Here is a 23,737-nt window from a genome sequence, read left to right on the forward strand (position 1 = left end):
GGATATGGCCCCCTTTCGACAAGTTGTTGTATAGCAACTCAACTTTAACCGATGTGGTCTTATCCTTCATCCTTTTTTATTCAACTGTCCAAGATGTATTGTACTCCTACAGAGACAAATGAAGGAAAAACCGTCCGTTGTTGAAACGGACGGTTTTTTTTGCTATACTAAAGGGCGGAAATGAAGGAGATGGGAAATAAAGATGCAACAGGAAAGAGGCCAGATGTCCGAATCGCTGCTGTTGGGCGGGCTGCTGGCAATGGCGGGCGGTTTTTTTGACGCATATACATATCTCAGCCGCGGGGGCGTGTTTGCCAACGCGCAGACCGGCAATATTGTGCTGTTCGGTTTAAAGCTGGCAGAGGGAGAGTGGCAGCGTGCGCTGACGTATTTGCTGCCGATTATGGCGTTTGCTTTTGGTGTGGTCGCGGCCGAGCTGGTCAAGCGACGCGGGAAGCGTAAAAAAAAGTCGGATGCGGGACTGCATTGGCGGCAGGTAATCGTTATTGCAGAGATTCTCTTGCTGGTTGTGGTGACTTTTTTGCCGCAGCAGATGAATATGGTGGTCAATACTGTGATTTCTTTCGTCTGTGCCATGCAGGTGGAAACCTTCCGTAAAGTGCGCGGCAGTGCGTTTGCCACGACCATGTGTACCGGTAACCTGCGTTCGGGCACCGAGCAGCTGATGATCTGGCACCATACAGGGGAGAAGAATGCAGCGCGTAAAGCGCGGCATTATTATTCGATTATTTTGTTTTTTATCTTGGGCGCGGCGCTGGGTGCGCGTTTGACTAATATGCTGGGAGAACGTGCGCTGCTGCTGACCTGCGCGCCGCTGCTGGCTGTATTTGCTTTGATGTTCCGCGAAGAGGAAGCCCATATCTACGGATGACGAAAAAGCGCGCCTGATGGGCGCGCTTTTTGTATCATTTGGACGGTGAGACGGTATATCCGTTCCGTTGACATTTGCTAACTGCCACTTTATAATAAAAATGTATTTGGCCTTTGGATAAAGGCATCGGGGGAACACTATGAAGACTCTTAACAATTTAAAGCAGGGGCAGAGCGGCGTGGTCGAGGGTATCACGGCTGAGGGTGCTCTGAAACGGCATTTTCTGGATATGGGTATCACCAAGGGCGTGGTGGTCACAATGGAACGCATTGCGCCGTTTGGCGATCCGGTCGCGGTGCGGCTACGCGGATACAGCCTTTCGCTGCGACGCGCGGAAGCGAAAAAAATTGTGCTGGAGGAACGGGCATGAGCAGCAAAAAAACCATTGCCATTATCGGCAATCCGAACAGCGGAAAAACTACGCTGTTCAACCGGCTCACCGGCTCCAATCAGCATGTAGGCAACTGGCCGGGCGTGACAGTCGATCGTAAGACCGGCCATATCTGTCACGACGGCGTGGGCATTGATATTGTGGATTTGCCCGGTATTTACTCTCTTTCGCCCTATACGCAAGAGGAAATCATTGCGCGTGAGTTTGTCCTGTCGGACGAGCTGGATGGTATTTTAAATATTGTGGACGCGGCAAATATTGAGCGAAATCTGTATTTGACCTTGCAGCTCATCGCGCTGGGCCTACCGATGGTGGTGGCGCTCGGCTTTATGGACGATGTGCGCGCGCAGGGAATTGAAATTGACTGTGATATGCTTTCCGAGCGGCTCGGCGTGCCGGTGGTACCGATTTCGGCCAAAAAAGGCGAGAACATGCACAATCTTTTAGATGGGCTTGCCCATGACATGCGTGCGCCGGACAAGCAGCCTGCGTATTTACATGGCGTGGGTGCGGCCATTCGGCATGCAGCGGAGACGTTGCAGCCGCTGCCGCTGCGCCAGTGCAGTCTGCCGTTTTACGCGGCAAAGCTGCTGGAGGGCGATTCCGCCATGTGGGCGCAGATGGACCGGCTAAACATGCCGAAGAAAATCCGGGAGGAAATCAATTCGATTGCGGCCGGCATGCAGAGCCATGCCAACCTGACGGATAAGGAAATGGTGCTGGCGGACGCGCTGTACGACTATATCGAGGAGGTCGTGCGCGCAGCTTATCAGCGGCCCAAGGTACATAAAGCCACGCTCACCGAGCGAATCGACAAGATTGTTCTGCATCGCGTGTGGGCACTGCCGATTTTTGCGTTTTTCATGTTCCTGATGTTCTGGTGTACGTTCGGGCCGATCGGTTCGCTGTTGGGCAGCGGGATGGAATATTTGATTCAAAGCATCATTTCGCCTGCAATTCGCAGTGCTTTGGCAGCGGCGCACACACAGGACTGGCTGGTTGGCCTGATTTGCGACGGAGTAATCGGCGGCGTGGGCGGCGTTTTGAGCTTTTTGCCGCAGATTGTAATTTTGTTCTTTTTCTTGTCGGTGCTTGAGGATACCGGATACCTGGCGCGTGTAGCGTTTATTATGGACACGCTGCTGCGCCGCATTGGTCTTTCGGGCAAGTCGTTTGTGCCGATGCTGATGGGCTTCGGTTGCACCACACCTGCGGTCATGGCGGCTCGCACAATGGAAAACGACTCTGACCGCCGCATGACCATCATGCTGACGCCCTTTATGTCCTGCGGCGCGAAGCTGCCGGTCTATGCGCTGGTGGCGGGCGCGCTGTTCGGCGCGCATCAGGGGCTGGTGGTTATCAGCCTGTATGTGCTGGGTATTCTGATGGGTATTCTGGCGGGCTTTATCCTGAAAAAGACGATCTTCAAAGAGGTATCTTCAGGTTTTGTGCTCGAATTGCCGACCTATCGTCTGCCGTCCTTCAAAGGCACGGTGCTCAACATGTGGCAGAAGGCAAAGGACTTCATCACGCGCGCCGGTACCCTCATTTTCCTGATGAGCGTGGTCATCTGGCTCCTGCAAAACTTTACGCCTTCGTTTGCTGTGGCGGAGAACGCCGGAGAGAGTATTCTCGGCGTGATTGGCACATTTATCGCGCCGGTTTTCCGTCCGCTTGGCTTCGGAGAGTGGCAGGAAGCGGTTTCGCTGCTGACCGGATTGGTTGCCAAGGAAGCGGTCGTATCCACGATGAACGTGCTGTATGGCGCGGGCGGAGACAGCGCGATGCTGTCCGGTCTGCTGGGTACCGTGTTTACCCCTTTGGCTGGGTATTCGTTTTTGGTATTTACGCTGCTGTACATGCCCTGCATGTCCGCCTTTGCCACCATCAAGCGGGAGATGGGCGGCTGGCGCTGGGCATTTGGTGCGGCGGCGTTCCAGACCGTGCTTGCGTATTTAGCGGCGATGGTGATTTATCAAGTGGGCAGCCTCTTCCTGTAAAGGAACCGAAGTCTTGGGAAAGGATAACGGATAATCATGTCTATCAAATTGATTGCCGCCGATATGGACGGCACCCTTCTGGACAGCCGAAAGCAATTGCCGGAGGGACTCTTTTCTCTGATTCATACGCTGCGGGAGCAGGGGGTGCGCTTTGCACCGGCATCCGGGCGGCAGTATTATACGCTTTACGAGCAGTTCGGTGAGATTGCCGATGAGCTGGTCTATATCTGTGAAAATGGCGCGGTGGTTTGCGACGGTGCACGCATGATTTCTTTTGAGGCCATGCCGACCGATGAGGTGTGTCGGTCAATCGAGTTGGTGCGCACATTGCCGGGCGTGGAGGCCATTGTATCCGCACGCCACGGCGGATTTTATGAGACCGCAGACGATCCCGCATTTCTGGAAAACGCGGCACAATATAGCGTGCGGCGCACACAGGTGCCCGATTTGCTGGAATTGTGCCGGCACGAGCCGGTTTGCAAGGTTGCGGTGTATTGCAAGGGCCGTGCGGAAGAGGTATTGATTCCGGCGTTCCATGCGTTTGCCGAGACTTCGCAGTTGGTGGTTTCGGGCGAAGACTGGATGGATCTGACGCGTCCCGGCATGAACAAGGGGCAGGCGATCGGCGCGCTGTGCGAGAGTCTGCATATCACGCCCGATGAGTGCATGGCGTTTGGAGATTATATGAACGATTTGGAGCTGCTGCAGGCGGTAGGGGAGTCCTATGCCATGGCAAACGGCCATGAAGCGCTCAAGGCTGCTGCCAAACATATTTGCCCCTCCAATGATGAGGATGGTGTGTGCCGCACCATCCGTCAGGTATTTGGTATTGACAAGGCGTAAAACCATGATACAATAGATAACGGAAAAAGCAGAGTAGGCTGCAATGCGTTAAGTGCCGCTGAGACGGGGAGTTGTTCAGCGGACGAAAGGGACGAAGATCCCCTGCGGTGTTGCAGTCGCATCCCGCTGCTGCAACTGTTTAGGCATTTCCTAAATCGCTGTGGCAACAGATGAATTGATTTAGGAGGTGTCTTTTTCTATGTCCAAAAAGGAAAATATTTTTGTCCGCTCCCTCAAAGAACTCAAAAGCACGCGCTGTCTGGCGCTGACCGCACTGCTCATTGCCATCAATATTGCGCTTGACCTGCTCGGTTTGACCATCAAGCTGCCGCCCAATCTGCGCATTGGATTTGGCTTTTTGTGCAACGCGGCGGTCGGCATGCTGTTTGGGCCGGTGGTCGGCATGATGGCAGGTGTGTGTACCGATGTGCTGGGTTATTTTGCCGGGAATCTCACCATGGGGGCCTATTTCCCGGGTTATACGCTGACTGCCATCGTCGGAGGACTGTTCTGGGGTCTTTGGTTGTATCCGCGCAAGCTCTCGGTCTGGCGGGCGGTGGGTGCAAAGGCGTGCATTAACCTGTTCTGCAACATCGGCCTGAATACCCTGTGGCTGACTATCACAGGAGGCAAGGCGATGAGCGCGCTGCTTGCACTGCGCGTACCGAAAAACCTGCTGATGCTGCCGATCGAGGCGGCGCTGCTGTATTTCGGTATGAAGCTGGTGCTGCGACTGTATCATGCGCTGCCGGGCACTGTGGAGACCAAGCATGCCGCCAAAAACAATAGCTTATAATATGATTTCCTGCCGTTCGGCTATGCCGAACGGCTTTTTTATCAGCAAGACTGCATGGCTTTGTGGATATTTCCGATTTTCCCTATGCAAAGCGGCAAAGTTTTGGTATACTATATACGATAGGGATGAACGGCGTACTCCGTTCGCTGAAAGGAAGTGACTGCTTTATGAAATTGACAAAAGAAAGCATCAAACATAACGCGTCCTGGAAGGATTACCGCTTGCCGCAGTATGATATCGATACGGTACGCGAAGCTACCCGCAACGCGCCGACTTGGCTGCACTTTGGCGCAGGTAACCTGTTCCGGGCGTTTCCCGCTGTGCTGGCGCAGCGTATGTTGACCGCAGGCCTGTCTGAGACAGGTGTTATCTGTTGTGACGGTTATGATGAAGAGCTGATTGATCGGTGCTATCGTGCCTGCGACCATCTTTCGCTGGTTGTGACGCTGTATTCCAACGGCACAATCAACAAAGAGGTTGTCGCTTCGGTAACCGAAAGCCTCAAGCTGAGCGAGGACGGAGAGCGTTTAAACGAGGTATTTCTCGCGCCGTCCCTGCAGATGGTCAGCTTCACTCTGACGGAAAAAGGCTATGTGATTCAGGATGATGCGAATGAATTCCTGCCGGAGTATGCGCATGACCGCGATAACGGACCGACGGGCTGCCAGTCGTTCTTTGGTAAACTCGCGGCGTTCAGTCTTGCTCGCTGCCGTGCAGGCATGCCGCCGCTGGCCTTTGTTTCGCTGGATAACTGCCAGGACAATGGCGTCCGTTTGGAACGCGCTGTGCGTTACATGGCACAGGCATGGCAGCAAAAAGGCTATATCACCGAGGATGAGTACTTTTATCTGCTCAAGAAAAATACCTATCCGCTGTCTATGATTGATAAAATCACCCCGCATCCGGATAGCCGTATTGCGGATAAGCTGGAGGAGGACGGCTTACAGAATGCCCGTCCGTTTGTGACGGAAAAGGGCAGTTATGCGGCAATTTACGTCAACTCGGAAAGCCCGCACTATCTGCTGATTGAGGATGCGTTCCCGAACGGTCACCCGCCGCTCGAGCAATGCGGCGTTATCCTGACCCGCCGCGATATCGTGGAAAAATCCGCGGTGATGAAGGTCAGCACCTGCATGAACCCGATGGGTACTGCGCTGGGTGTATACGGCTGCATGCTGGGTTATACGCAAATCAGCGAGGAGATGAAGGACAAGGAGCTGGTCAATCTAATCACGCGCATGAGCGAGCAGGAGGCCATGCCCATGGTTGCCGACCCAGGGGTAATTGACCCGGTTTCCTTCCTCCATGAGGTTTTGGGGGAACGCTATCCCAACCCGTTCCTGCCGGATTCTCCGCAGCGTGTTGCGACCGATACCTCGCGAAAGATTGTGCCTCGCTTCGGTGTGACGCTGTATGCGTATTACAATTCGACGCTGCCGGCACATCGCGCGACCAAGCTGGTGTATATCCCGCTTGTGCTGGCGGGTTGGCTGCGCTATCTGGTTGGGATGGATGACCAAGGAGAAGCGTTCCAGCTTAGTCCGGATTCCAACATGGAGCATATACGTTCGCTGATGGGCAATCCCAAGCTGGGGGATGAGGTGTCCGAGGAGCAGCTGTATCCGCTGCTGTCAAACCGTTACTATTTCGGCGTTAATCTGTTCGAGATTGGCGTGGGCGAGACGATCGTACGCATGTTCAATGAACTGAACAGGGGACCGCATGCTATCCGCGAGACACTGTGCCGCTACTGTGGCGAAGAAAAACAGGAGGAATGGATCCTGTAAATCCGGTGTAAATTAAAAAAAGGAGAACCGAAGGGTTCTCCTTTTTTATGTGATATAGCTATGATTTCTCTCCTTGCGCAACCAGTTGCAGGCCGGGAGCAAAGCGCAGCCAGCGTCCGCTGGCAAAGCGCAGCGTGAACAGGATGCCACGGCACAGCCAGTCGCCCACCATTGCAATCCAGATGCCGATAGCGCCCATCTGGAACATAACAGCAAGCACATAGCCGCTTCCAAGCCGCAGCAGCATCATAGATGCGATAGAGCACACCATAGGATAGCGCACATCGTTTGCCGCGCGCAGTACGTTCGGCATGGTGAAGGACAGCGGCCAGAAGACCATGGCGCTGAAGTTATGGATGAAGATGAGCGTTTTGCCAAGCGCAAGCGCTTCGGGGGACAGACTGTAGATTTTCAATACCAACGGTGTGGCAAGAATGGTAGCCAGACAACAGATGGCAAAAATCAGATAGGTGATTTTCAGCAGCTTTTTCGCCATGCGGCGCGCTTGTTCGATATCCCCGGCCCCAATACACTGGCCAACGACCGTGATGATGGCAAGATTCATCGCCTGACCCGGAATGCAGGCCACTGCATCCAGGTTGTTTGCTACGGCATTGGCGGCGATTTGCGTGGTGCCGAACAGTGCAATCATGCTGACAACCAGAATACGTCCCAGCTGGAACAGGCTGTTTTCCAATCCATTCGGAATACCGATTTGCAAGATGCGACGGATGAGCGCGTTGTCCGGACGGAAATGGCCGCCCCGCCGCAGGCTGACGATGTGCTCCGGATGCAGCAGCAGCACGGTGATGACAACAGCCGCGACACCGCGCGAAAATACCGACGACAGGGCGGCGCCCGCCACGCCAAGCCGGAGACCGAAAATCAGGATAGAATTGCCGATGAGGTTTACAATATTGATGAGTCCTGCAATCAGCATTGAGATGCGGGAATTACCCTGTGCACGGAAGAGGGCTGCGCCGGCGTTGTAAATGGCGAGCACCGGGTAGGAGAACACGCTGACCGTTAAGTAAGTGAGTGCACTGTCCATCACATCCGGTTCGATAGAGCCGAACAGCAACCGAAGCAGCGGTGTGCGTATCAGCATGACAAGTGCGCTCAATGCGACTGAGATACAGATAACAACAAAATAGAGTTGCCGGGCAGCATTGCAGGCACGTCGGTTTTGGCGTGCGCCGAGCAGCTGTGCGACAACCACCGCGCCGCCGGTTGCGAGTGCGGCGAAGATGTTGATAATCAATACATTCAGCATGTCGACCAGTGACACACCGGATACTGCTGCTTCTCCCACCGAGGATACCATGATGGTATCGGCAAGGCCGACTGTGATGGACAGCACCTGCTCCAGCACGAGCGGCCAAATCAGTTTTTTCAGTGCGGCGTTTGGAAATAATTCTTTGTTCGTTGGTGATGCGCCTCTTTTTCTATAAAATTACGCGATAAGCCTCGATCAGTCGTTCCAGTGACCATGCTGCGTTGGCTGGGCTGGTCGAGGGAAGCTGTGTAATAGGGATATGCAGCTGCGGCTCGATAAGCTTGCGATACAGCTCGGCGGATTTGCCTCCGGTGGCAAAAATGCGGGTGATTTCGCTTTCCTGTATCAATCGGCCGATGTCGTTCGGCACCGCGTTGCGGATGCTGGTGTCGGACGCGCCCGCGATGTCGCAGCGCGCAATGGTGTCCCACAGCGCGACATGATGTTTCAGACACATGGCGCGCTTGGCTTCGATCGTTAGTGGCACCTGTTCGCCCAGCACGGCGGACAATACGCGCCAGAAGCGGTTTTGCGGATGGCCGTAAAAAAAGCCGACCTCACGCGATTTCGGGCTGGGAATCGAGCCGAGCAGCAGTACACGCGAATGGCTGTCATATAGCGGCGGGATGGTATGGACAACGGTTTGGAGATTCATGCTTCCTCCTCTAAAACAGAGAGAAACGCGCGGAACGCGCTGGGCAGCGCGTACTCCGCACGCAAATCGGACGGGCTGACAAAGGTCAGTTCTTCCGGCTGGTTTGCCAGATCAATGTAATATCCGTTCATGTGCCATTCCACATGGGTGAACACATGCTTGGCAGGACGCAGGGACAGCAGACGGGACACTTGCCAGCCGCGTGCAGCCAGTTCCGTGCGTGTTTGATCGGGGGAGAGGTGGCCGTCCAGCGAAGGCAGCTCCCACAGGCCGGCGAGCAGACCAGAGGCAGGCCGCCGCATGAGTCCGACAAGCGAGCCGTGCCGTAACAGCAGAACGGTGCGGTTTTCGATGCGGCGCGCTTTTTTGGCCGCTCGCAGCGGCAGCAGGGCGGCGTTTCCATGGTGGTAGCCCCGACACAGATGCTGCACCGGGCAGTCGCCGCAGAGAGGCGTACCGTTTGGCAAGCAGACCATCGCACCCAATTCCATCAGCGACTGGTTGAGGTCACCCGGTCGGTCGGTCGGCATCAGGGCGGCAAAACGTGCGCGGGTGCGCTTTTTGAACGCCGCGTCTGAGATGGGCGTGAAGTCGTTATCCAGCCGTGCTGCAACACGCAGCACGTTGCCGTCCACCGCGGGCACGGGAATACCACAGGCAATGGATGCAATTGCACCGGCGGTGTAGTCCCCGATGCCGGGCAGCGCAAGCAGCGCGTCATAATCAGCGGGCAGCTCGCCGCCGTATTTCTCGCATACCTCGACCGCAGCGCGGTGCAGATTGCGCACACGACTATAATAGCCAAGGCCCTCCCACAGTTTGAGGTAGACGGATTCGTCTGCGGCCGCCAGTGCACGCACATCGGGCAGCGTCTCCATCCAGCGGGAAAAATAGCCGAGCACAGCCTGTACGCGCGTTTGCTGGAGCATGATTTCACTGACCCATACGCGGTAGGGGGTGGGTTGCACACGCCACGGCAGGTCGCGGTGACCTTGGTCGTACCAGCTTAGAAGCGGGGCGATGATGGCAGGGCTGACACCGCTCAATGCCGCATATCCTCCAGCGTGTGGCCGGTGTAGAACATGGTGAAAACCGCATCTGCGATATGCCTGTGCTCGTCATCATGTACTTCAACCATGTATATCGCCGTTTTCTTACCGCGTTTGCGTTCATAGGCAACGGCGGTGAGTGTTTTGCCGAGACGACCGGGGCGATAGTAATGGATATTGCTGTCCAGCGTCACGGCCACCAGCCCGTGCGAAGCGGCGGCAGAGCCTGCCGCAATATCGCATAGCGTGAAAATAGTACCGCCGTGCGCGATGCCGAGCGGGTTGAGCAGTTCTTCCGTCAGGTCCAGTTCAACGGTTGCGCCGCCATCCTTGTCCAGCGTGATGACGCGCATATGCATCAGTTTGTTCAGGCCGCTGGCTTCCTGACGCATTTTTAAAATTTTTTCGATTGTCATAGGGGAGCTCCTTTTGCACAAATATACATGGTGCAGCAGAGCAAGCCGCCGCACCATGTTTTTTTACGTTCCTTTTTATTATATCGGTCCGTTACAGGTGCGTCAAGCGAAAATGAAGTGCGCATACGGATGAAAGGAAATTGTAGCTGTGAAAACATGACCACCATATATAGTTATAAATTCTAAAACAGGCAACCAAATCATGTAATAATCAGATAAAAGGCGTAATTTGGGGAAATAGTGATGGAAATGCAACTTTTTCATTCTTTACAAGTGCGATTACACGCTGTATAATAGACATAGTTTTGTGATGGGGTAGCAGAGATATGACCAGTGATTTTTCTCGTACACTCGCGCTTTTGCGACGGGAAAAGAAAATAAGCCAACGAACAGCCGCAGGTGACCTTGGGGTGTCGCAAGCACTCCTGAGCCATTATGAGAATGGTTTGCGTGAGCCGGGGCTGCCTTTTGTTGTGCGTGCAGCGGATTACTACGGGGTATCCTGTGACTACCTGCTGGGCAGGTCGATGGCGCGGGATGGTTCCGCCGTTCCGGTGGAGCGCATGGATGCGCAGGTACATACCGGCTGGGAGAAAAATCAGGTGGTGCAGGCTGTATCCTTGCTGATGGATTTGACGGAGCAGGTGGGGAGCAAACAGCTGCCTCATGAGGTGGAAGCATATCTGTCGGTTGTGATTTATAAAGTGTATCGTTATCTGTATATGGCGGACCCATCTAATATTGAGGCGGTATTCCGTACCTCTCGGGAACAGTTTGAATACCTTTGCGATGCACGCATGAAGGAGCATGAGCTTCGGATTCGCACAGCGGCAAAGGGAGAAGCGGGCTTTGGTTTGGAATCGGAAACACTGCAAGGGATTTCAATTGCGCCCAATGAAATCAGCAAACGCTATCCGGAGTTATCCAGCGCGTTTCTGACGGTTTTGCAGCAGGTTTCGGACTCGATTGATGCCTTCGGGAAAAACATAAAAATCGGAAAATAAAAATCGTAAATTTCAAGGTTAAAGTTACCAAAGTTTCAAAAAAATAATTATTTATTTTGCATGATTCTATCATACCGGAGAAAAAGGCAGGTGCAGAGGAAAAACAGACGCTATGATAGAAATGCAGGCATGCGAAACAGGGGCAGCCCTCCCAGACTGTCCCTAACGCCATACAAGCCGTTATATCAAAGCCGCTCCATAAAGAACCGGAACAGCATATTCGATGTTTTCCAGTTCAGAATCCTACGCGGATAGTTGTTAATCCACTCCTCAATCTCCGCTACCTGCTTCTGCGTCACCTTGGACAGGTCTGTCCCCTTGGGCAGATGGCGGCGGATCAGTTTGTTTGCGTTCTCGTTGCTGCCGCGCTCGCAGCTGCGATGGGCGTGACAGTAGTAGATCTTAGTCCGTGCCTTGCGCTTGCGCAGCGCGGACTTTTCCATGCCGGGAAAGTCAGAAAATTCCATGCCATTGTCCACCGTGATCGTCTGGAACACCTTGGAGAATTTCTCAGCCCCCATGCTGCGCTCCAACACATTCAAGGCACGGACTACGCTGGCGGCGGTACGGTCGCGCATAAGCATGATGATCTCCTTGCGGGTCAGCCGCTCGGTCAGCACAAGCAGCGTCGGCGTGAGCTTTGCCTTTTTGGACTTCGAGGTGTAGACCGTATCCATTTCCCAATGCCCGAAAGAGTTGCGGAGATTAACTTCCGCAGGACGGTGCTCGATGCTGGTGCCAGCAGACGCACGTTTCTGCTTTTTGTTTTTCTTGCCGCCCCTTATCCGGTATCCCTTCTGGAACGGCAGGTGCTTCGGCAAAATATTCAGCACGCAGCCCTTGATGTAGCTGTAAAGCGTGACCGTGGAAATGGAAGCCGTGTACGGCTTGCCGCTTGCGCGGACCGCTGCAAGCGCCGCAGCGGGAGAAAAATGCTTTTTCACGATCAGCGTTTCAAGGTCATTTGCCAGTTTGAAGTCGTTTCCAATTTTTAGCTGCGGGCCTTTTGCCGCCAGATTTTCACGGCAGCGGCGCTCCGCCTGCTCAGGTGAGTACCGCACTTCCGTAGTGAGGTCGGAGTTGGTATGGACATACTGCCCGCGCTTCAGTTCTTTCACGATAGTCACATGGCTGCATCCAATGACGCCCGCAATTTCCCGCGTTGTTGCGCCGCGCAGCCGCATCCGCTCTATAATCAGCCGGTGGTCCCATTTCAGATGCTGTCCCTTATGACACCGCTGCATTGAATTCCCCTTTTTGTTGTGCTTCACTATACATCCCTCCACTGTATATTGTGTATTTAGGATTATAGCATAAAAGCACCAAAAATACTTTAGCGCTTTAATAGATTATATCGTGAAAATACAAAGGAATTCTTGTGAAGAATCACAAATGGAAAAAACGGTCACCACCTTGACAGCTCCTGTATTATCTGATGTAATAGCAACATAACTAAAAATGCAAGGGGACTATGATAATGATACGGAAGAAAAAGAACATACCGGATATGCTGTCCGGATACTATTTTGTGTATGAACTGCGCCCAGATCAGGCATACGGCGTCAGCGGGATAGAAGTCGCTGTGCAGTATGTGAAAGACCCCGCAAACGGGAATATGCTCGGGGATGTTTGGATCAGGAATCTGGACACGCGCCCGGACATGAAAATACTTGCCGCATACATCAGCACGGAGCGCGGCAGCACGCGCAGGGAGACAGAACTGAAACTTCTGCGTGAAGTGGAGCAGTCCAGGGAGTTTGCCGAAGCATTGAAAACCTATACGCAGATGCTTGGGGCGCTGCCATTGTATGACGAGTAAGCCCCCCAAAAACACCAGTTGAATACCATTAACGCACCGGTTTTCCGGTGCGTTTCTTTTTTACCCCAAGAGGGAAAATTATCATACATAGTGTATGATAATACCTTGATTTTGTGAACATTTTGTGAACAATGAAGAAAACCGACCTGACACACCCCCCTTATAGAGCTATATATAGAGGCTTTTTTACCGGCGCACATTTTAGCAGCCTCTACTGCACCTTGAAAACCGCACAGCATGGGTGTGCTCCTATGAAGCAAGCACCGGGTAGTTGCAGACCGTTAGAGGATAGGAAGAGCAACAGCGTGCGATGGCGGCTGAACACCATCGCAGAAAAAAATCTAAAGACAATGGAGGTGAACAGGGTGACAACCAATGAACAGCTGCACCGGATAGACAGCGACATTGCCCGGTATCAGGGAAAGGTCAAGACGCTGCAAAACAAGATCATGCAGCTTGGGGAAAAGAAAAAGAAATTGCAGGAGCGTGCGCTGCTGGAGCAGCTGAGCGAGCTTGCACCGGACTACGCACAGGCGGAGCAGTTGCTGGTGCGGCTGAAAGCGGAACAGCAAAGAAACAGCATGGCAGACAGGGACGGAGGTGTGAGCCATGACGGCGTCGGGCAGCAAGATCACGGATGAGCAGCTGGAGCAGGCGCGCAGCGTAGACCTGTTATCGTTTTTGCAGCAGTACCAGCCCGGCGAACTGAAACGGATCGGGCAGTCATGGACGCTGCGTTCGCATGACAGTATGCGTATCTCGGCGGACGGGCGGTGGAACTGGTTTTCACAGGGCGTCGGCGGCGGCGATGCAATCAGCTATCTTGAAAAAGTGCATGGCATGACCTTTCAGGAAGCGGTGCGGACGCTGGCGGGCGATGCATACCATACGCTTCCCAGAACAGCCACGGCAGCGCGCGAACCGCCGCCGCGCACACCGTTCGAACTGCCGCAGAAAAACAGGGACAGCCGCCGTGCGTTTGCGTATTTGTGCGCGCGCGGCATAGACCCTGAGATCATCAGCCACTGCATGAAGCACAGGCTGATCTACGAGGACGCCGCGCATCATAACGCAGTGTTCGTAGGGCATGATGAAGCAGGCACAGCGCGGTACGCAATGCTGCGCAGCACCGCATCAAACTCCGGCTTCAAAATCGAACAGGCCGGCAGCGACAAAAGCTGCGGCTTCTGCATGAAAGGCAGCGGACAGACACTCTATGTCTGCGAAGCCGCGATAGACGCGCTCTCGGTCGCAACGCTGCGCAAGCTGGGCGGCAGGGACTGGCGGAAGGACAGCTATCTGTCTTTGGGCGGCGTTACCGCATCCGAAGAAATACTGCCGCCCGCGTTGGAACGGCAGCTGAAGAATTTCCCTTTTAAGCGGGTCGTCCTTGCGCTGGATAACGACGATAAGGGCCAGCGGGCGTCGCAGAATATTTTCAGGCTGCTCAAAGAGCGGCGTCCGGAAATTGAACTGAAAGTATGCGTGCCGCAGGAAAAGGATTTCAACGACCAGTTCCGCATTAAGCGCCAGCAGAAAGGACAGCCGCCGCCTTCGCGCGCGGCGCGCGAAATTGCTTTACCCAACTAAAACTTGTGTCCTCGCAAGCATAGCACTTGTACATACAAATGCAGCTTGTTAAGGGGCAAAGCCCCCTAAAACCCCCAGACGGACGGAACGGAGTGCATTACTAAAATGCGAAATAAGAACAAACACATAAATTTCTATTTGGATGACCGCGAATTTAATCTGCTGAAAGAGAAATTGGCGGGAACACACCTGTCAATGTCGGAGTTTTTTCGCCGGATGCTCACCAGTTCCGAGGTGAAAACTATCCCGCTGGAAGTACTGCGGGATGTGCAGAAACAGGTGCGCGGCGTTGGCCGGAATGTAAACCAGATCGTCAAGCTGGCGCATATCTCCGGCAACGTGCCAAGGGAAGCGTTGGCGCGGCTCGCGGCAGAACAGGAAAAAATCGAAGAGCAGCTGGAGCGCCTGATGTAATGGCAGTGCTTAAGATTTATGTGGTCAGCAACCGTTTAGACAAACGGATCGCATATGCGCTCAATCCGCAGAAAACCTCCTGCATGGGCTTTCCCAACCTCAACGGTCTGCCCGATACATTGACAGACGCTGTAAACTGCTTTTGCGATAATGCCTATGAGCAGATGGAGCGCACCAAGGGCTACTTTGGGAAAACCGGCCAGGTGCTGGGATACCATTTCATCCAGTCCTTTAAGCCGGGTGAAGTAACGCCGCAGCAGGCGCATGAGATCGGGCTGCAATTCGCGGAGCGGTGCTTTGGCGAACGATTTGAAGTAGTGATCGGGACGCATACGGATAAAGCCCATCTGCATAACCACATCGTAGTCAATTCCGTTTCGTTTGAAGATGGACGCAAATACCGCTCCACCCCCAAAACATTTTACGAGCTGCGCGGCGTCTCGGATGAAATCTGCCGCGCGCATGAATTGTCCGTGATCGATGCGCCCCGCGTCAAAGCCGGAAAGCATTATGCGGAGTGGCGCGCGGAACAGGAGAACCGCCCCACCGTCCGCGGGATGATCCGAGAGGACATTGATATTGTCATCGCGCAGGCGCATACGCTAAACGAATTCTGGGATATGCTGCGCGCACGCGGATATGAGATCCGCATCAACGACCGGCGGAAATACATCACAGTCCGCCACCCGAAGGCGGCGCGGTTTATCCGTCTGCGGTCGTTGGGGGAAGAATATGTCCCCCGGCGTATTGCGGAGCGCATCGCGGCGCAGCGCGGCGAAGTAGACCGGAATATCCGGCAGCTCCGCACACAGTGGCAGGACGGACGGCAACGGAAAAAATACCGTGTGCAGCCGCATACCCCCGCGCCAAAGGGACGGAAAAAGCTGCGCGGTTTCCGGGCGCTGTACTGGCGGTATCTCTACATGCTGGGCAAAGTGAAAAAGCGCAAAGCGCCGCGCTATGTACGCGGCGAACTGATGGCGGAACTCAAAAAGCTGAACCGGTATGCTGCGCAGTATTACTTCCTGCGGGACAATAAGCTGCAAACCGCAAAAGATGTGTCCATGTATGCGGATGCACTGGCAAACGAAGCGGATATCCTGATAGACCGGCGCGCACGGCTGTATGCAGACCTGCGCAGGCCGGGGGCGGAGGAAAAGCAGATCCGCAGCACGACCGGACAGATCACAAATACGCTGCGCGATCTGAGAAAGCAGCAGCGTATGTGTGCTGCAATCCAGAATGCCGCCCCGGCGATGGAAGCAAAGCTGGCTGCAGCGTTAAAAGAAGAAAAAACAATCCACGCAAAAACGATGGGAGGAAAGCAATATGAATCCAGAAAGCGCGGCGGTGGAGCAGATGCTCCGTATGGAACTCATGGTGACCGAATCCGCAGTGAAACTCGCAGCGCAGGGCGCAGTCAATCTCGCGGCGCTGCTTGTGGCGGTGCTCCGCAACGAGAAGCAGATCGCGGGAAAGACGGATATTGAGAAAATAATACAATCCGGCACGCCCACCAGTTTTCCGATGGCAACAGAAAAAATGCAGGAATTCGCAAAAACTGCAAAAGAGCATGGCGTGATGTGCGCTTTTGTCCGAGACCCAAAAAATCCGGATACGGTAGACGTCATTGTACGGGAAGAGGATGCAAAGCTGGTAAACATGGTGCGGGAGAAAGTCGGTGCTACGGCCGAGGTAAGCGAAAAAAACGCGGAAACCGGTCCGTCCGAAAGCGCGTTGCCGACATCCGGCAGTGGGACGCAGCACGGACCGGAATCAACGATGACGCAGATGATGCAGGGGACGCCGGCTCAGGCCGCGTCCCAGACGAGTACAGCAGTTACAATTGACCACGCGCAGATGGAGCGGATGCTGTCCAGCCTGACCGGCATCCGCTCCGCGATGGAGCAGGGTGCAAATCCGGAAGAATGCCGGGCGGTGCTCCGCGCGGTGCAGGATGAGCTTGCCCGGGCGCTCGGCATGCCGGAGCGCAGCGGGGACAAAACAGCGGACAGGCAGGCTGCGCCGCGCCGCGATGGCAGACAGTCCGTAAAAGAGAAAATCGCAGGGATCAGGGAGCGCGCCGCCCATGAACCGCAGCACTTAAAGCAGCCCGGCAAACACATTGCGAACCCGAAAACGCTTAAGACGCCGACCAGATGATAGGAGATGAGGAAAATGAAGATTAGGATATTTTGCGCGTCCGCCGCCTTGCTGCTTGCCTGCGCATCGCCGGTGCAGGCGCTCGCGGCAGATGCCGCCCCGACTGCGCAGACGGCGGCGGTCGCCGCCGGGGAAAGCACGGCAAAAACCGCCGCCGCAGATACCAGGCCCGCCGCTGAAAAAACCACAGAGGAAAACCAAACAGAGCCGGCTTACTATCCGGTAGACGTGCAGATGAGTTCGGACGGGCTTACCTGCAAGAAGATCTACGATGTGCCTAAAACCGTATCGCCGGACCAGATCCCGCAGGAGGAATTTGACCGCGGCGGGCTGCACTATGTGCTGGAGGATATCCTGCGCATCGAAATGCCGGATATCGACTATAAGATGCACTCGGAAACTGTGACAGTATCCTCTACATCGAATAATTCTAACGACGTGCTGGCGCTGCTGCCGAAAAGCAAGTCAGTCACGACGGACGATGGTTACAGCGGTACGGCCTATCTGGATGTTTCCAGCATATCAACAAAGGTTGCAGGAACAGAAAGCGTATCGGAAGAACTGTCAGCGACGCGAGAATACCCTAATATGCCGGAAATGGATATGACGGATATTCCCAAGACCATTGAAGATAATGGCAACACACTGACATTCAGTGATATTGCATGGACTTCCGAAACCGAGGAAACAGACAATCTCGGCACAATGGAAACCACCTATACGGCAGTTGTGACCTACACAGGCACAGCAACCTCCAGCCGCACGACTGGCTATACCGTGACCGCAACTTATGCAGGCGAGGTTTCTCACCGAAACAACGATTGTATGCGATATATCGCGGTTTATAGCGGTGAACCTATTGTGATCGAACCAGAGGATAACACTGAACCACCCGATTTGACGGAAATTCTTCCTCCAGAACCGCGTATCGAACCAATTAATCAGACGGAGGACGGTACACCGATCAGCTGGGTGTTGTGTGCAGTGTTTGGTGTCTTGATGGTACTTTTTGCGATGCGCCCACCTGCGTGTCGCAGAATGGTGATGCAGATGCAAGCTATGGCATCGCAAGCGCGTGGTAAGGCACAGCAGACAATAAAGGAAACGGAGATGAAGCTGCGTGAAAAACAAAAGCAGAAACAGGAACAAGATGAAAAACTACGAGAGGAGCAATATATTTTCGGCCCTTTGGAAAAAATCAAAGCTGCGATCCGCAACAGAAGGCAGCGGAAGGCACAGGAGCGCATGGCATTGTTGGCCGCCCCACAGGATGATGATTGGCTTGATGAACAATCCGAATATGCGGATTCTTACGAAGATACAGAAACCACATCGAACAATGAATCCGCTGTCACAGACGATGCTTCGGGCGGCGATGTGCAGCACGTTAGCGATGACAATGATGAGTACCCCGGCTTGGGCGACTAACCTGTCGTACACCTACGAAGCACCATCCAGCGGCAACTTCGGCAAGCCAACTTCGACAGAGCCGGTCACGGTGATCGGTGATGATGAGGTCAATGTTAACATCAGCAAAGACAGTGCCTTTGTACTGCCGGAGTTTGGATCGGCATCGGCTGATGTGCTAGGAACTGGAGAACTGTTGACACCGGATATCTCTGGTGTGGAACCGATGTTCCCGCACAGCACACAGGCTGGTTTTGCGCCGGGTGTGACAGAAAACGGCACAGTGACAGGTGGTGGTGAGATCGTCATGCCGCCTGATGTTGAGGGCAGTACGGTCAGCAGCGATCCGATCTATGGTGATGCGGGCAATACAACAGGCGGCTATACTGGCGGCGGAGCCGATGCAGCGGTTGGCTCCGGCTACACTCCGGTAGACGGTATGGCCTATGCAGACGGCAGTATTGGTACGCTGTCCATCCCGGCGCTCGGTGTGACAAAGAAAGTGTACGACGGTGAAACAGTCGGCAATCTGCGGCTGGGCGTGGCGCACTTTGAGGGTACCAGCGCATGGGATGGCAATGTTGGTTTTTGCGGCCACAACAGAGGCAGCTACGGTTATTTCGCTGGAATCTGGAATCTATCTGCTGGTTCAAAAATTATCTATACTACCGTGTATGGCACTCGAACCTATGAAGTTTACAGCGTGCGCAAGATTACCAAGTATGAGGTTGATGTTCTCAACCCTACGAATGAAAACATCTTGACGCTTGTCACTTGCGTACCCGATCAGGCTCAGACCTACCGCTGGTGTGTGCAGGCCGTGGCCGTTTAGCTGCCAGATCAAAAGTCTCAGTTAAGGCATGAAATTTTCCCCATGAAAAGCGGCTCGCTTTGGATGAATTTTAAAAGTTATACACAAGCTGTGATTTGTTCTGAATATCTGATAAATCAAAAAGAATTGCAATATTAAAAGTAAAAAATGTTTTATTTTTGCTATTTTTCATTGACTAATCTGGTAAAATCTGCTATAATAAAAATATAGAAAAGAGAGATAAAGACCAGACCGGAATGGAGGTTTTCAGATATGAAAAAGAACATGATTGCAGCGACGCTCAGCGCGGCTATGGTAGTCGGCTCAGTACCGTTTGCTGGTGCTGCCAGTACGGTAGCAGCTGTTCCCACCCGTGACAAAGGTCAGGCAGTATATGTCGATGACACCCGCGTCTATCCTACGGGCTACAATATAGCGAACAACAATTATTTCAAACTGCGCGATATTGGTACGCTTGTAGGCTTCGGCGTGGAGTGGAACGGCGAGACGCAGACCGTTGAGATCAACACGGCGCGCACCACCCCCAGCACCGAGGGTATCTCGGACACGGCCGCAAGCGGCGCGGTGGCCAAGATCAGTGGTCAGAAAATCACGGTGGATGGCGTACAGGTCAACATGACCGCCTACCAGATCGATGGCAACAACTATGTGAAGCTGCGCGATATCGGCAAGCAGATGGACTTTGGCGTGGGCTATGACAGCGCGACGGCAAGCGTCCGCATTGACACGGATGCACCGTACACGGAAAGCACAACGTCTGCCAGCGGCAGCACCATCACGCAGTGGAATACCACCATGGCGGAATTTAATCAGGCGATGATTAAATGCAACTGGGATAAGAGCAAATACCTCACGACCGCCAAGCAGTATGCGCCGATCATCACGGGCAAAGCAAACGGCACGGTAGAGGACGTTATCGCGGCTCTCGATACCATGAAAGGTGCGCCGGTGGACGCGGTTTCGTTTGACGATAATCCGGTGAATATGTTCTGGGCAAACGAGCTGCGCAAGGCGCTGGGTGAAACCGTATCCGACAATGGAAATACAGAGAGTGATAGTAACAGTGAAACGGTAGACACCAATACGCTGGAAGAGTATGCGCAGGAAGTCATTCGCTTAACGAATGACGAGCGTGCAAAGGTCGGACTGCCTGCTTTGAAAGTAAACGATAAACTCATGCAGGCCGCAGCTATCCGCGCAGAGGAGATAACAGAAAAGTTTTCGCATACACGTCCTAACGGAGCAGATACATCTACGGTATGTGATGAAATTGGAATAGAATTAACTGCGCGAGTCATATTTGCAGAAAATATTGTTAAATCAACAATGTGGAGCAATGATATTGCTGTCAATAATATGAAAGCATGGATGGATTCAGAGGGCCACAGGAATCAAATTCTCAGAAATGATTTAGCCGAAATTGGTGTAGCGTATAGCATCAAGCCTGATGGAACTGTTTTTTGTGCTCAGTTATTCTTAGGTTATGAATGATAAACTAATATCTTATTTCTAAGACTGTCTTCCCAAAGGCAGTCTTTTTTTTTCTGGAACAATATGAAACAATGCGATTATTATCAGCGTGCGCCGCCTTCTCCTTGAAGGCGGCTTTTCTATTTCAACAACAAGGAGGCACAAGATGTTAAAGAACATGTTTAAGCGGGCAACCGCAGGCGCATTGTCTGCGCTCACGCTGCTTACCACCGCACCGCTTTCCGGCGCGGTAAACACAGGTGTCCTGCAACGTGCAGCACAGGACAATGAGGCATCCAGCATTGTCATCAATGTAGGAGAAGTATATAACATCGCGGATAGAGGCGTACAAAAAGCATGGTTCCAGCAAAACGGCGCGCCGCGTAACGTCTGGCCAATGTACACAACAGCGTCAGACGGCACGGAAATTCGCGCCTACTGCGCAGACCACAGCAAGGGTAATCCGGGTACATCCGGCATGTCATACACGGTAACAAGCCGTGTGGATGATATGCACGTATACGGTGTGGCTGTGTGCAGTGACGCACGCATGACACTCAATCAGTTTATTTCCTTTGCCGGTGCGCCTATCACAGCGGAAAACTTCACGGCAGATATGCACTTCAGTGCATCGCAGGCTGCAATCTGGTGTGCGCTGGGCGATGCGCAGATCGCGGCAAACAACAATTATGGCGTGAGCTATGCCAGCTCCACGTCTCTCGGCTATCGCGCTGCCGGCAAGACGTTAAGCGCCAGCTCCGCTTCGGAGGCGCTTACTTTATTCGCCGCTATTAAAATGCTCGAATACGGCAATGAGTTTTATGGCGTATGGGGGCCGGGCGGCAAAAACCATGCTCCGTGGATTGGCACTACCATCAATTACACGCCCGGCAATACAGATTATACTGCTTCGGCACAGAAAACCGGTACTATTGATGTAGGCAGCAGCATTGTATCGGGCGGTACATTCGCGGAGAAGCAGATAGATGGACAGGCATACATGGTGCTGCCCATGGCAGCTGCCTCTGCTACGTTTGTCCGTGACAATCAGATTTTTGTCCGTGCGGATAATATGCCGTCCGGCGCGTTCCTCATGGACAGCGAGGGCAACAAAAGCTATGATGATGGCGGCTCGCAGCGGCTTACACTGGCCCATGTGGATAAGAACAATGATCTGTACAAGAACGGCAACGATATGGCCTATGGCGAAACCTTTTTGTTCTGTATTCCGAAGGCTACAGCGGAGCAGATGGATGAAGCCAGCACGCCCTTGGAGACCCAACTCTTTGTCAGCATGAATGCAGATCGTTATAATGTGTATTCAGCCAGCACAACCAGTTCGGGCGTACAGCCGGTTATCATGGTGGAGCCTGCGGTACAGAAATTATCTGCAAATATGGCGTTTAGCTCTATTCCTTTACCAACCGGGGAAAAAGTATCACTTAAGATTCTGAAAACAGACGAAAATGGCGCACCTCTGGCAGGCTGCACATTTCAGATCACTTACGCGGGCATTGAAAAACCACGCGAAGCAACAACAGATGGCAATGGTGAAGCGGTATTCGCAGAACTACCTCTTAACACTGATGTCACCATCAAGGAAACCGCAGCACCGGAGGGCTACACCCTGCTGCCGGACAAGATTGTGAACACTGGCTCCACTGGCGGCAAAACCATAGAAGTAACGATGGCCAACAGCGATGACCATGTTTTTAAGGTGCATAAGGTCAGCTCGGCAGATAACCGCAACCTGATGGGTGCAAAATTCGAGGTCAAAGGCATTGACAACGATTTTGTCAACACTTACACCACGGACGCGCTGGGCGAGTTCACGATCCAAGGCCGTGACCTGCCCACCGGCTCTTTTGAAGTGTATGAAATCGCAGCGCCGGAAGGCTACGCCACGGATGGTGCCGACATTCAGACCTTCAGCTGGGATAATACCCGTGACGTGACGCTTACTTTCAAGAATGCACCGCTGCCCGGTATCCAGATCTACAAGTACGACAAGGACAGCAAGGAGCCGCTGGCGGGCGCTACCTTTGAGATCCGCCGCGACGGTCAGGTGTTGCAGACGGTCAAGACCGACGTCAACGGCTATGCCAAGGTCTACAATCTTCCCAAGGGCTTCTACCAGGTGGTTGAGGTAGAACCGTCGCAGGGCTACTTAAAGGACGAAGTAGAGCATGAGGTTTACATTGATCCGTCCGCAGACCCCACGCAGATCATCCGCGAAGTCAACGTCCCGAACACGAAGAAACTGTCCATCCGCATCATCAAGCAGGACAAGGATACCAAAGTCCCCCTGCAGGGCTGGAAGTTCGATGTGTACTACAATGATGCCAAACTCACTTCTGTTACCACAGACGAGAACGGCGAAGCTATGGTCGAAAACCTGCAGCCCGGTACATACCGCGTTGTTGAGGTAGACGGTGATAAAAAACACTACAATCTGGATGCCCCGGAGCAGACTGTAGAGTTGATTAAGGATCAGGCTGAAATCCCGACCCTGATTTTCCAGAACACCATTAAGAAACACTTTGGTATTTACAAGATCGACGAGGAAACGCACAAGCCGATTCAAGGCGTCACCTTTGAGATCTGGAAAGATGGTAAGCTGCTGGGCAACTACACCACGGATGAAAATGGCCGTATCTGGCTTCCGTATGCAGAGCCGGGTACTTATCAGGCCAAGGAGGTTGTAACAGACCCGCGTTATGTTCTCAACGAAAAGACGTTTACGATTGAGAATAACAGTGAATATCCAACGTTCTTCACAATTCCCAATACCCGTAAAAAGGATATTAGTCAACCGTACGATGGGACGCACACTTTTGTCCAGTAATGTTTCTGGCGTCAATTATACGGATGTGCCGGAGTATCATTGGGCATACAATGAAATCCTGATCGCATCCAGCTATCAGTGGTGAGTT

General features: G+C 53.4%; 22 protein-coding genes and 1 riboswitch. Of the genes, 17 read left to right on the plus strand and 5 right to left on the minus strand.

Annotated elements, in window-relative coordinates:
• Positions 1 to 202 precede the first annotated feature (202 nt).
• From ACTQ3V_RS09165 to ACTQ3V_RS09190, 6 genes are all read left to right on the plus strand, one after another.
• Positions 203 to 892, plus strand: coding sequence for a YoaK family protein (locus ACTQ3V_RS09165; protein WP_441467243.1), 690 nt, complete (start codon positions 203 to 205; stop codon positions 890 to 892).
• Between the two features lie 139 nt (positions 893 to 1,031).
• Positions 1,032 to 1,262, plus strand: a complete 231-nt coding sequence (locus tag ACTQ3V_RS09170; RefSeq protein ID WP_441467244.1) for a FeoA family protein — start codon at positions 1,032 to 1,034, stop codon at positions 1,260 to 1,262.
• A complete protein-coding gene (feoB, locus tag ACTQ3V_RS09175; protein WP_441467245.1) occupies positions 1,259 to 3,283 on the plus strand; it encodes a ferrous iron transport protein B in 2,025 nt (674 codons plus the stop codon). Before ACTQ3V_RS09170 ends, feoB begins: the two co-directional genes overlap by 4 nt.
• 36 nt (positions 3,284 to 3,319) lie before the next feature.
• Complete coding sequence (locus ACTQ3V_RS09180; RefSeq protein ID WP_441467246.1) at positions 3,320 to 4,126, plus strand: Cof-type HAD-IIB family hydrolase; 807 nt, start codon at positions 3,320 to 3,322, stop codon at positions 4,124 to 4,126.
• Between the two features lie 27 nt (positions 4,127 to 4,153).
• Positions 4,154 to 4,257, plus strand: a riboswitch (THF riboswitch).
• Between the two features lie 68 nt (positions 4,258 to 4,325).
• The gene (locus ACTQ3V_RS09185) at positions 4,326 to 4,922 is read left to right on the plus strand and encodes a folate family ECF transporter S component (protein ID WP_441467247.1); all 597 of its coding nucleotides are present in this window, start codon (positions 4,326 to 4,328) and stop codon (positions 4,920 to 4,922) included.
• Between the two features lie 167 nt (positions 4,923 to 5,089).
• Positions 5,090 to 6,709, plus strand: coding sequence for a mannitol dehydrogenase family protein (locus ACTQ3V_RS09190; RefSeq protein ID WP_441467248.1), 1,620 nt, complete (start codon positions 5,090 to 5,092; stop codon positions 6,707 to 6,709).
• 58 nt (positions 6,710 to 6,767) lie between these two features.
• On the opposite strand, the gene ACTQ3V_RS09195 is transcribed toward ACTQ3V_RS09190, so the two are convergent.
• From ACTQ3V_RS09195 to ACTQ3V_RS09210, 4 genes are read right to left on the minus strand one after another with little or no spacing between them, the layout of a single operon-like run.
• On the minus strand, positions 6,768 to 8,105 hold the full coding sequence (locus tag ACTQ3V_RS09195; RefSeq protein ID WP_441467272.1) for an MATE family efflux transporter: 1,338 nt from the start codon (positions 8,103 to 8,105) through the stop codon (positions 6,768 to 6,770).
• 49 nt (positions 8,106 to 8,154) lie between these two features.
• Positions 8,155 to 8,640: a DNA-deoxyinosine glycosylase gene (locus tag ACTQ3V_RS09200; protein ID WP_441467249.1), complete on the minus strand. Its 486-nt coding sequence runs from the start codon at positions 8,638 to 8,640 to the stop codon at positions 8,155 to 8,157.
• Positions 8,637 to 9,686 carry an A/G-specific adenine glycosylase gene (mutY, locus tag ACTQ3V_RS09205; RefSeq protein ID WP_441467250.1) on the minus strand — a complete coding sequence of 350 codons (1,050 nt, stop codon included), beginning with the start codon at positions 9,684 to 9,686 and terminating at the stop codon, positions 8,637 to 8,639. Before mutY ends, ACTQ3V_RS09200 begins: the two co-directional genes overlap by 4 nt.
• A complete protein-coding gene (locus tag ACTQ3V_RS09210; protein ID WP_441467251.1) occupies positions 9,683 to 10,105 on the minus strand; it encodes a PaaI family thioesterase in 423 nt (140 codons plus the stop codon). Before ACTQ3V_RS09210 ends, mutY begins: the two co-directional genes overlap by 4 nt.
• 326 nt (positions 10,106 to 10,431) lie before the next feature.
• Here ACTQ3V_RS09210 and ACTQ3V_RS09215 point away from each other — a divergent pair, with 326 nt between their 5' ends.
• A complete protein-coding gene (locus tag ACTQ3V_RS09215) occupies positions 10,432 to 11,109 on the plus strand; it encodes a helix-turn-helix domain-containing protein (protein WP_441467252.1) in 678 nt (225 codons plus the stop codon).
• A 185-nt stretch (positions 11,110 to 11,294) separates the two neighbouring features.
• On the opposite strand, the gene ACTQ3V_RS09220 is transcribed toward ACTQ3V_RS09215, so the two are convergent.
• Positions 11,295 to 12,353: an IS30 family transposase gene (locus tag ACTQ3V_RS09220; protein WP_441467273.1), complete on the minus strand. Its 1,059-nt coding sequence runs from the start codon at positions 12,351 to 12,353 to the stop codon at positions 11,295 to 11,297.
• Positions 12,354 to 12,586: 233 nt separating this feature from the next.
• On the opposite strand from ACTQ3V_RS09220, the gene ACTQ3V_RS09225 reads away from it, so the two are divergent.
• The 10 genes from ACTQ3V_RS09225 to ACTQ3V_RS09270 all read left to right on the plus strand — a co-directional run bounded on the left by ACTQ3V_RS09225 (position 12,587) and on the right by ACTQ3V_RS09270 (position 23,649).
• Positions 12,587 to 12,928 (plus strand): hypothetical protein, encoded by a 342-nt coding sequence (locus ACTQ3V_RS09225; protein WP_441467253.1) that lies wholly within the window; start codon positions 12,587 to 12,589, stop codon positions 12,926 to 12,928.
• A gap of 365 nt (positions 12,929 to 13,293) precedes the next feature.
• Positions 13,294 to 13,569: a hypothetical protein gene (locus tag ACTQ3V_RS09230; RefSeq protein ID WP_441467254.1), complete on the plus strand. Its 276-nt coding sequence runs from the start codon at positions 13,294 to 13,296 to the stop codon at positions 13,567 to 13,569.
• Positions 13,538 to 14,518, plus strand: coding sequence for a DUF3991 and toprim domain-containing protein (locus ACTQ3V_RS09235; protein ID WP_441467255.1), 981 nt, complete (start codon positions 13,538 to 13,540; stop codon positions 14,516 to 14,518). The genes ACTQ3V_RS09230 and ACTQ3V_RS09235 overlap by 32 nt, the downstream gene beginning before the upstream one ends.
• Positions 14,519 to 14,623: 105 nt before the next feature.
• On the plus strand, positions 14,624 to 14,932 hold the full coding sequence (locus ACTQ3V_RS09240) for a plasmid mobilization protein (protein WP_441467256.1): 309 nt from the start codon (positions 14,624 to 14,626) through the stop codon (positions 14,930 to 14,932).
• Positions 14,932 to 16,422, plus strand: a complete 1,491-nt coding sequence (locus ACTQ3V_RS09245; protein ID WP_441467257.1) for a relaxase/mobilization nuclease domain-containing protein — start codon at positions 14,932 to 14,934, stop codon at positions 16,420 to 16,422. Before ACTQ3V_RS09240 ends, ACTQ3V_RS09245 begins: the two co-directional genes overlap by 1 nt.
• Positions 16,310 to 17,095, plus strand: a complete 786-nt coding sequence (locus tag ACTQ3V_RS09250) for a DUF3801 domain-containing protein (RefSeq protein ID WP_441467274.1) — start codon at positions 16,310 to 16,312, stop codon at positions 17,093 to 17,095. The genes ACTQ3V_RS09245 and ACTQ3V_RS09250 overlap by 113 nt, the downstream gene beginning before the upstream one ends.
• 15 nt (positions 17,096 to 17,110) lie before the next feature.
• Positions 17,111 to 18,523: a hypothetical protein gene (locus ACTQ3V_RS09255; protein ID WP_441467258.1), complete on the plus strand. Its 1,413-nt coding sequence runs from the start codon at positions 17,111 to 17,113 to the stop codon at positions 18,521 to 18,523.
• Positions 18,489 to 19,334 (plus strand): class D sortase, encoded by an 846-nt coding sequence (locus tag ACTQ3V_RS09260; RefSeq protein WP_441467259.1) that lies wholly within the window; start codon positions 18,489 to 18,491, stop codon positions 19,332 to 19,334. Before ACTQ3V_RS09255 ends, ACTQ3V_RS09260 begins: the two co-directional genes overlap by 35 nt.
• A 252-nt stretch (positions 19,335 to 19,586) precedes the next feature.
• Positions 19,587 to 20,825 carry a CAP domain-containing protein gene (locus tag ACTQ3V_RS09265; protein ID WP_441467261.1) on the plus strand — a complete coding sequence of 413 codons (1,239 nt, stop codon included), beginning with the start codon at positions 19,587 to 19,589 and terminating at the stop codon, positions 20,823 to 20,825.
• Positions 20,826 to 20,970: 145 nt separating this feature from the next.
• A complete protein-coding gene (locus ACTQ3V_RS09270) occupies positions 20,971 to 23,649 on the plus strand; it encodes an MSCRAMM family protein (protein ID WP_441467262.1) in 2,679 nt (892 codons plus the stop codon).
• The last annotated feature ends 88 nt before the right edge of the window (positions 23,650 to 23,737 follow it).

This window comes from Candidatus Agathobaculum pullicola, assembly GCF_052117205.1.
Classification (GTDB): Bacteria; Bacillota; Clostridia; order Oscillospirales; family Butyricicoccaceae; genus Agathobaculum; species Agathobaculum pullicola.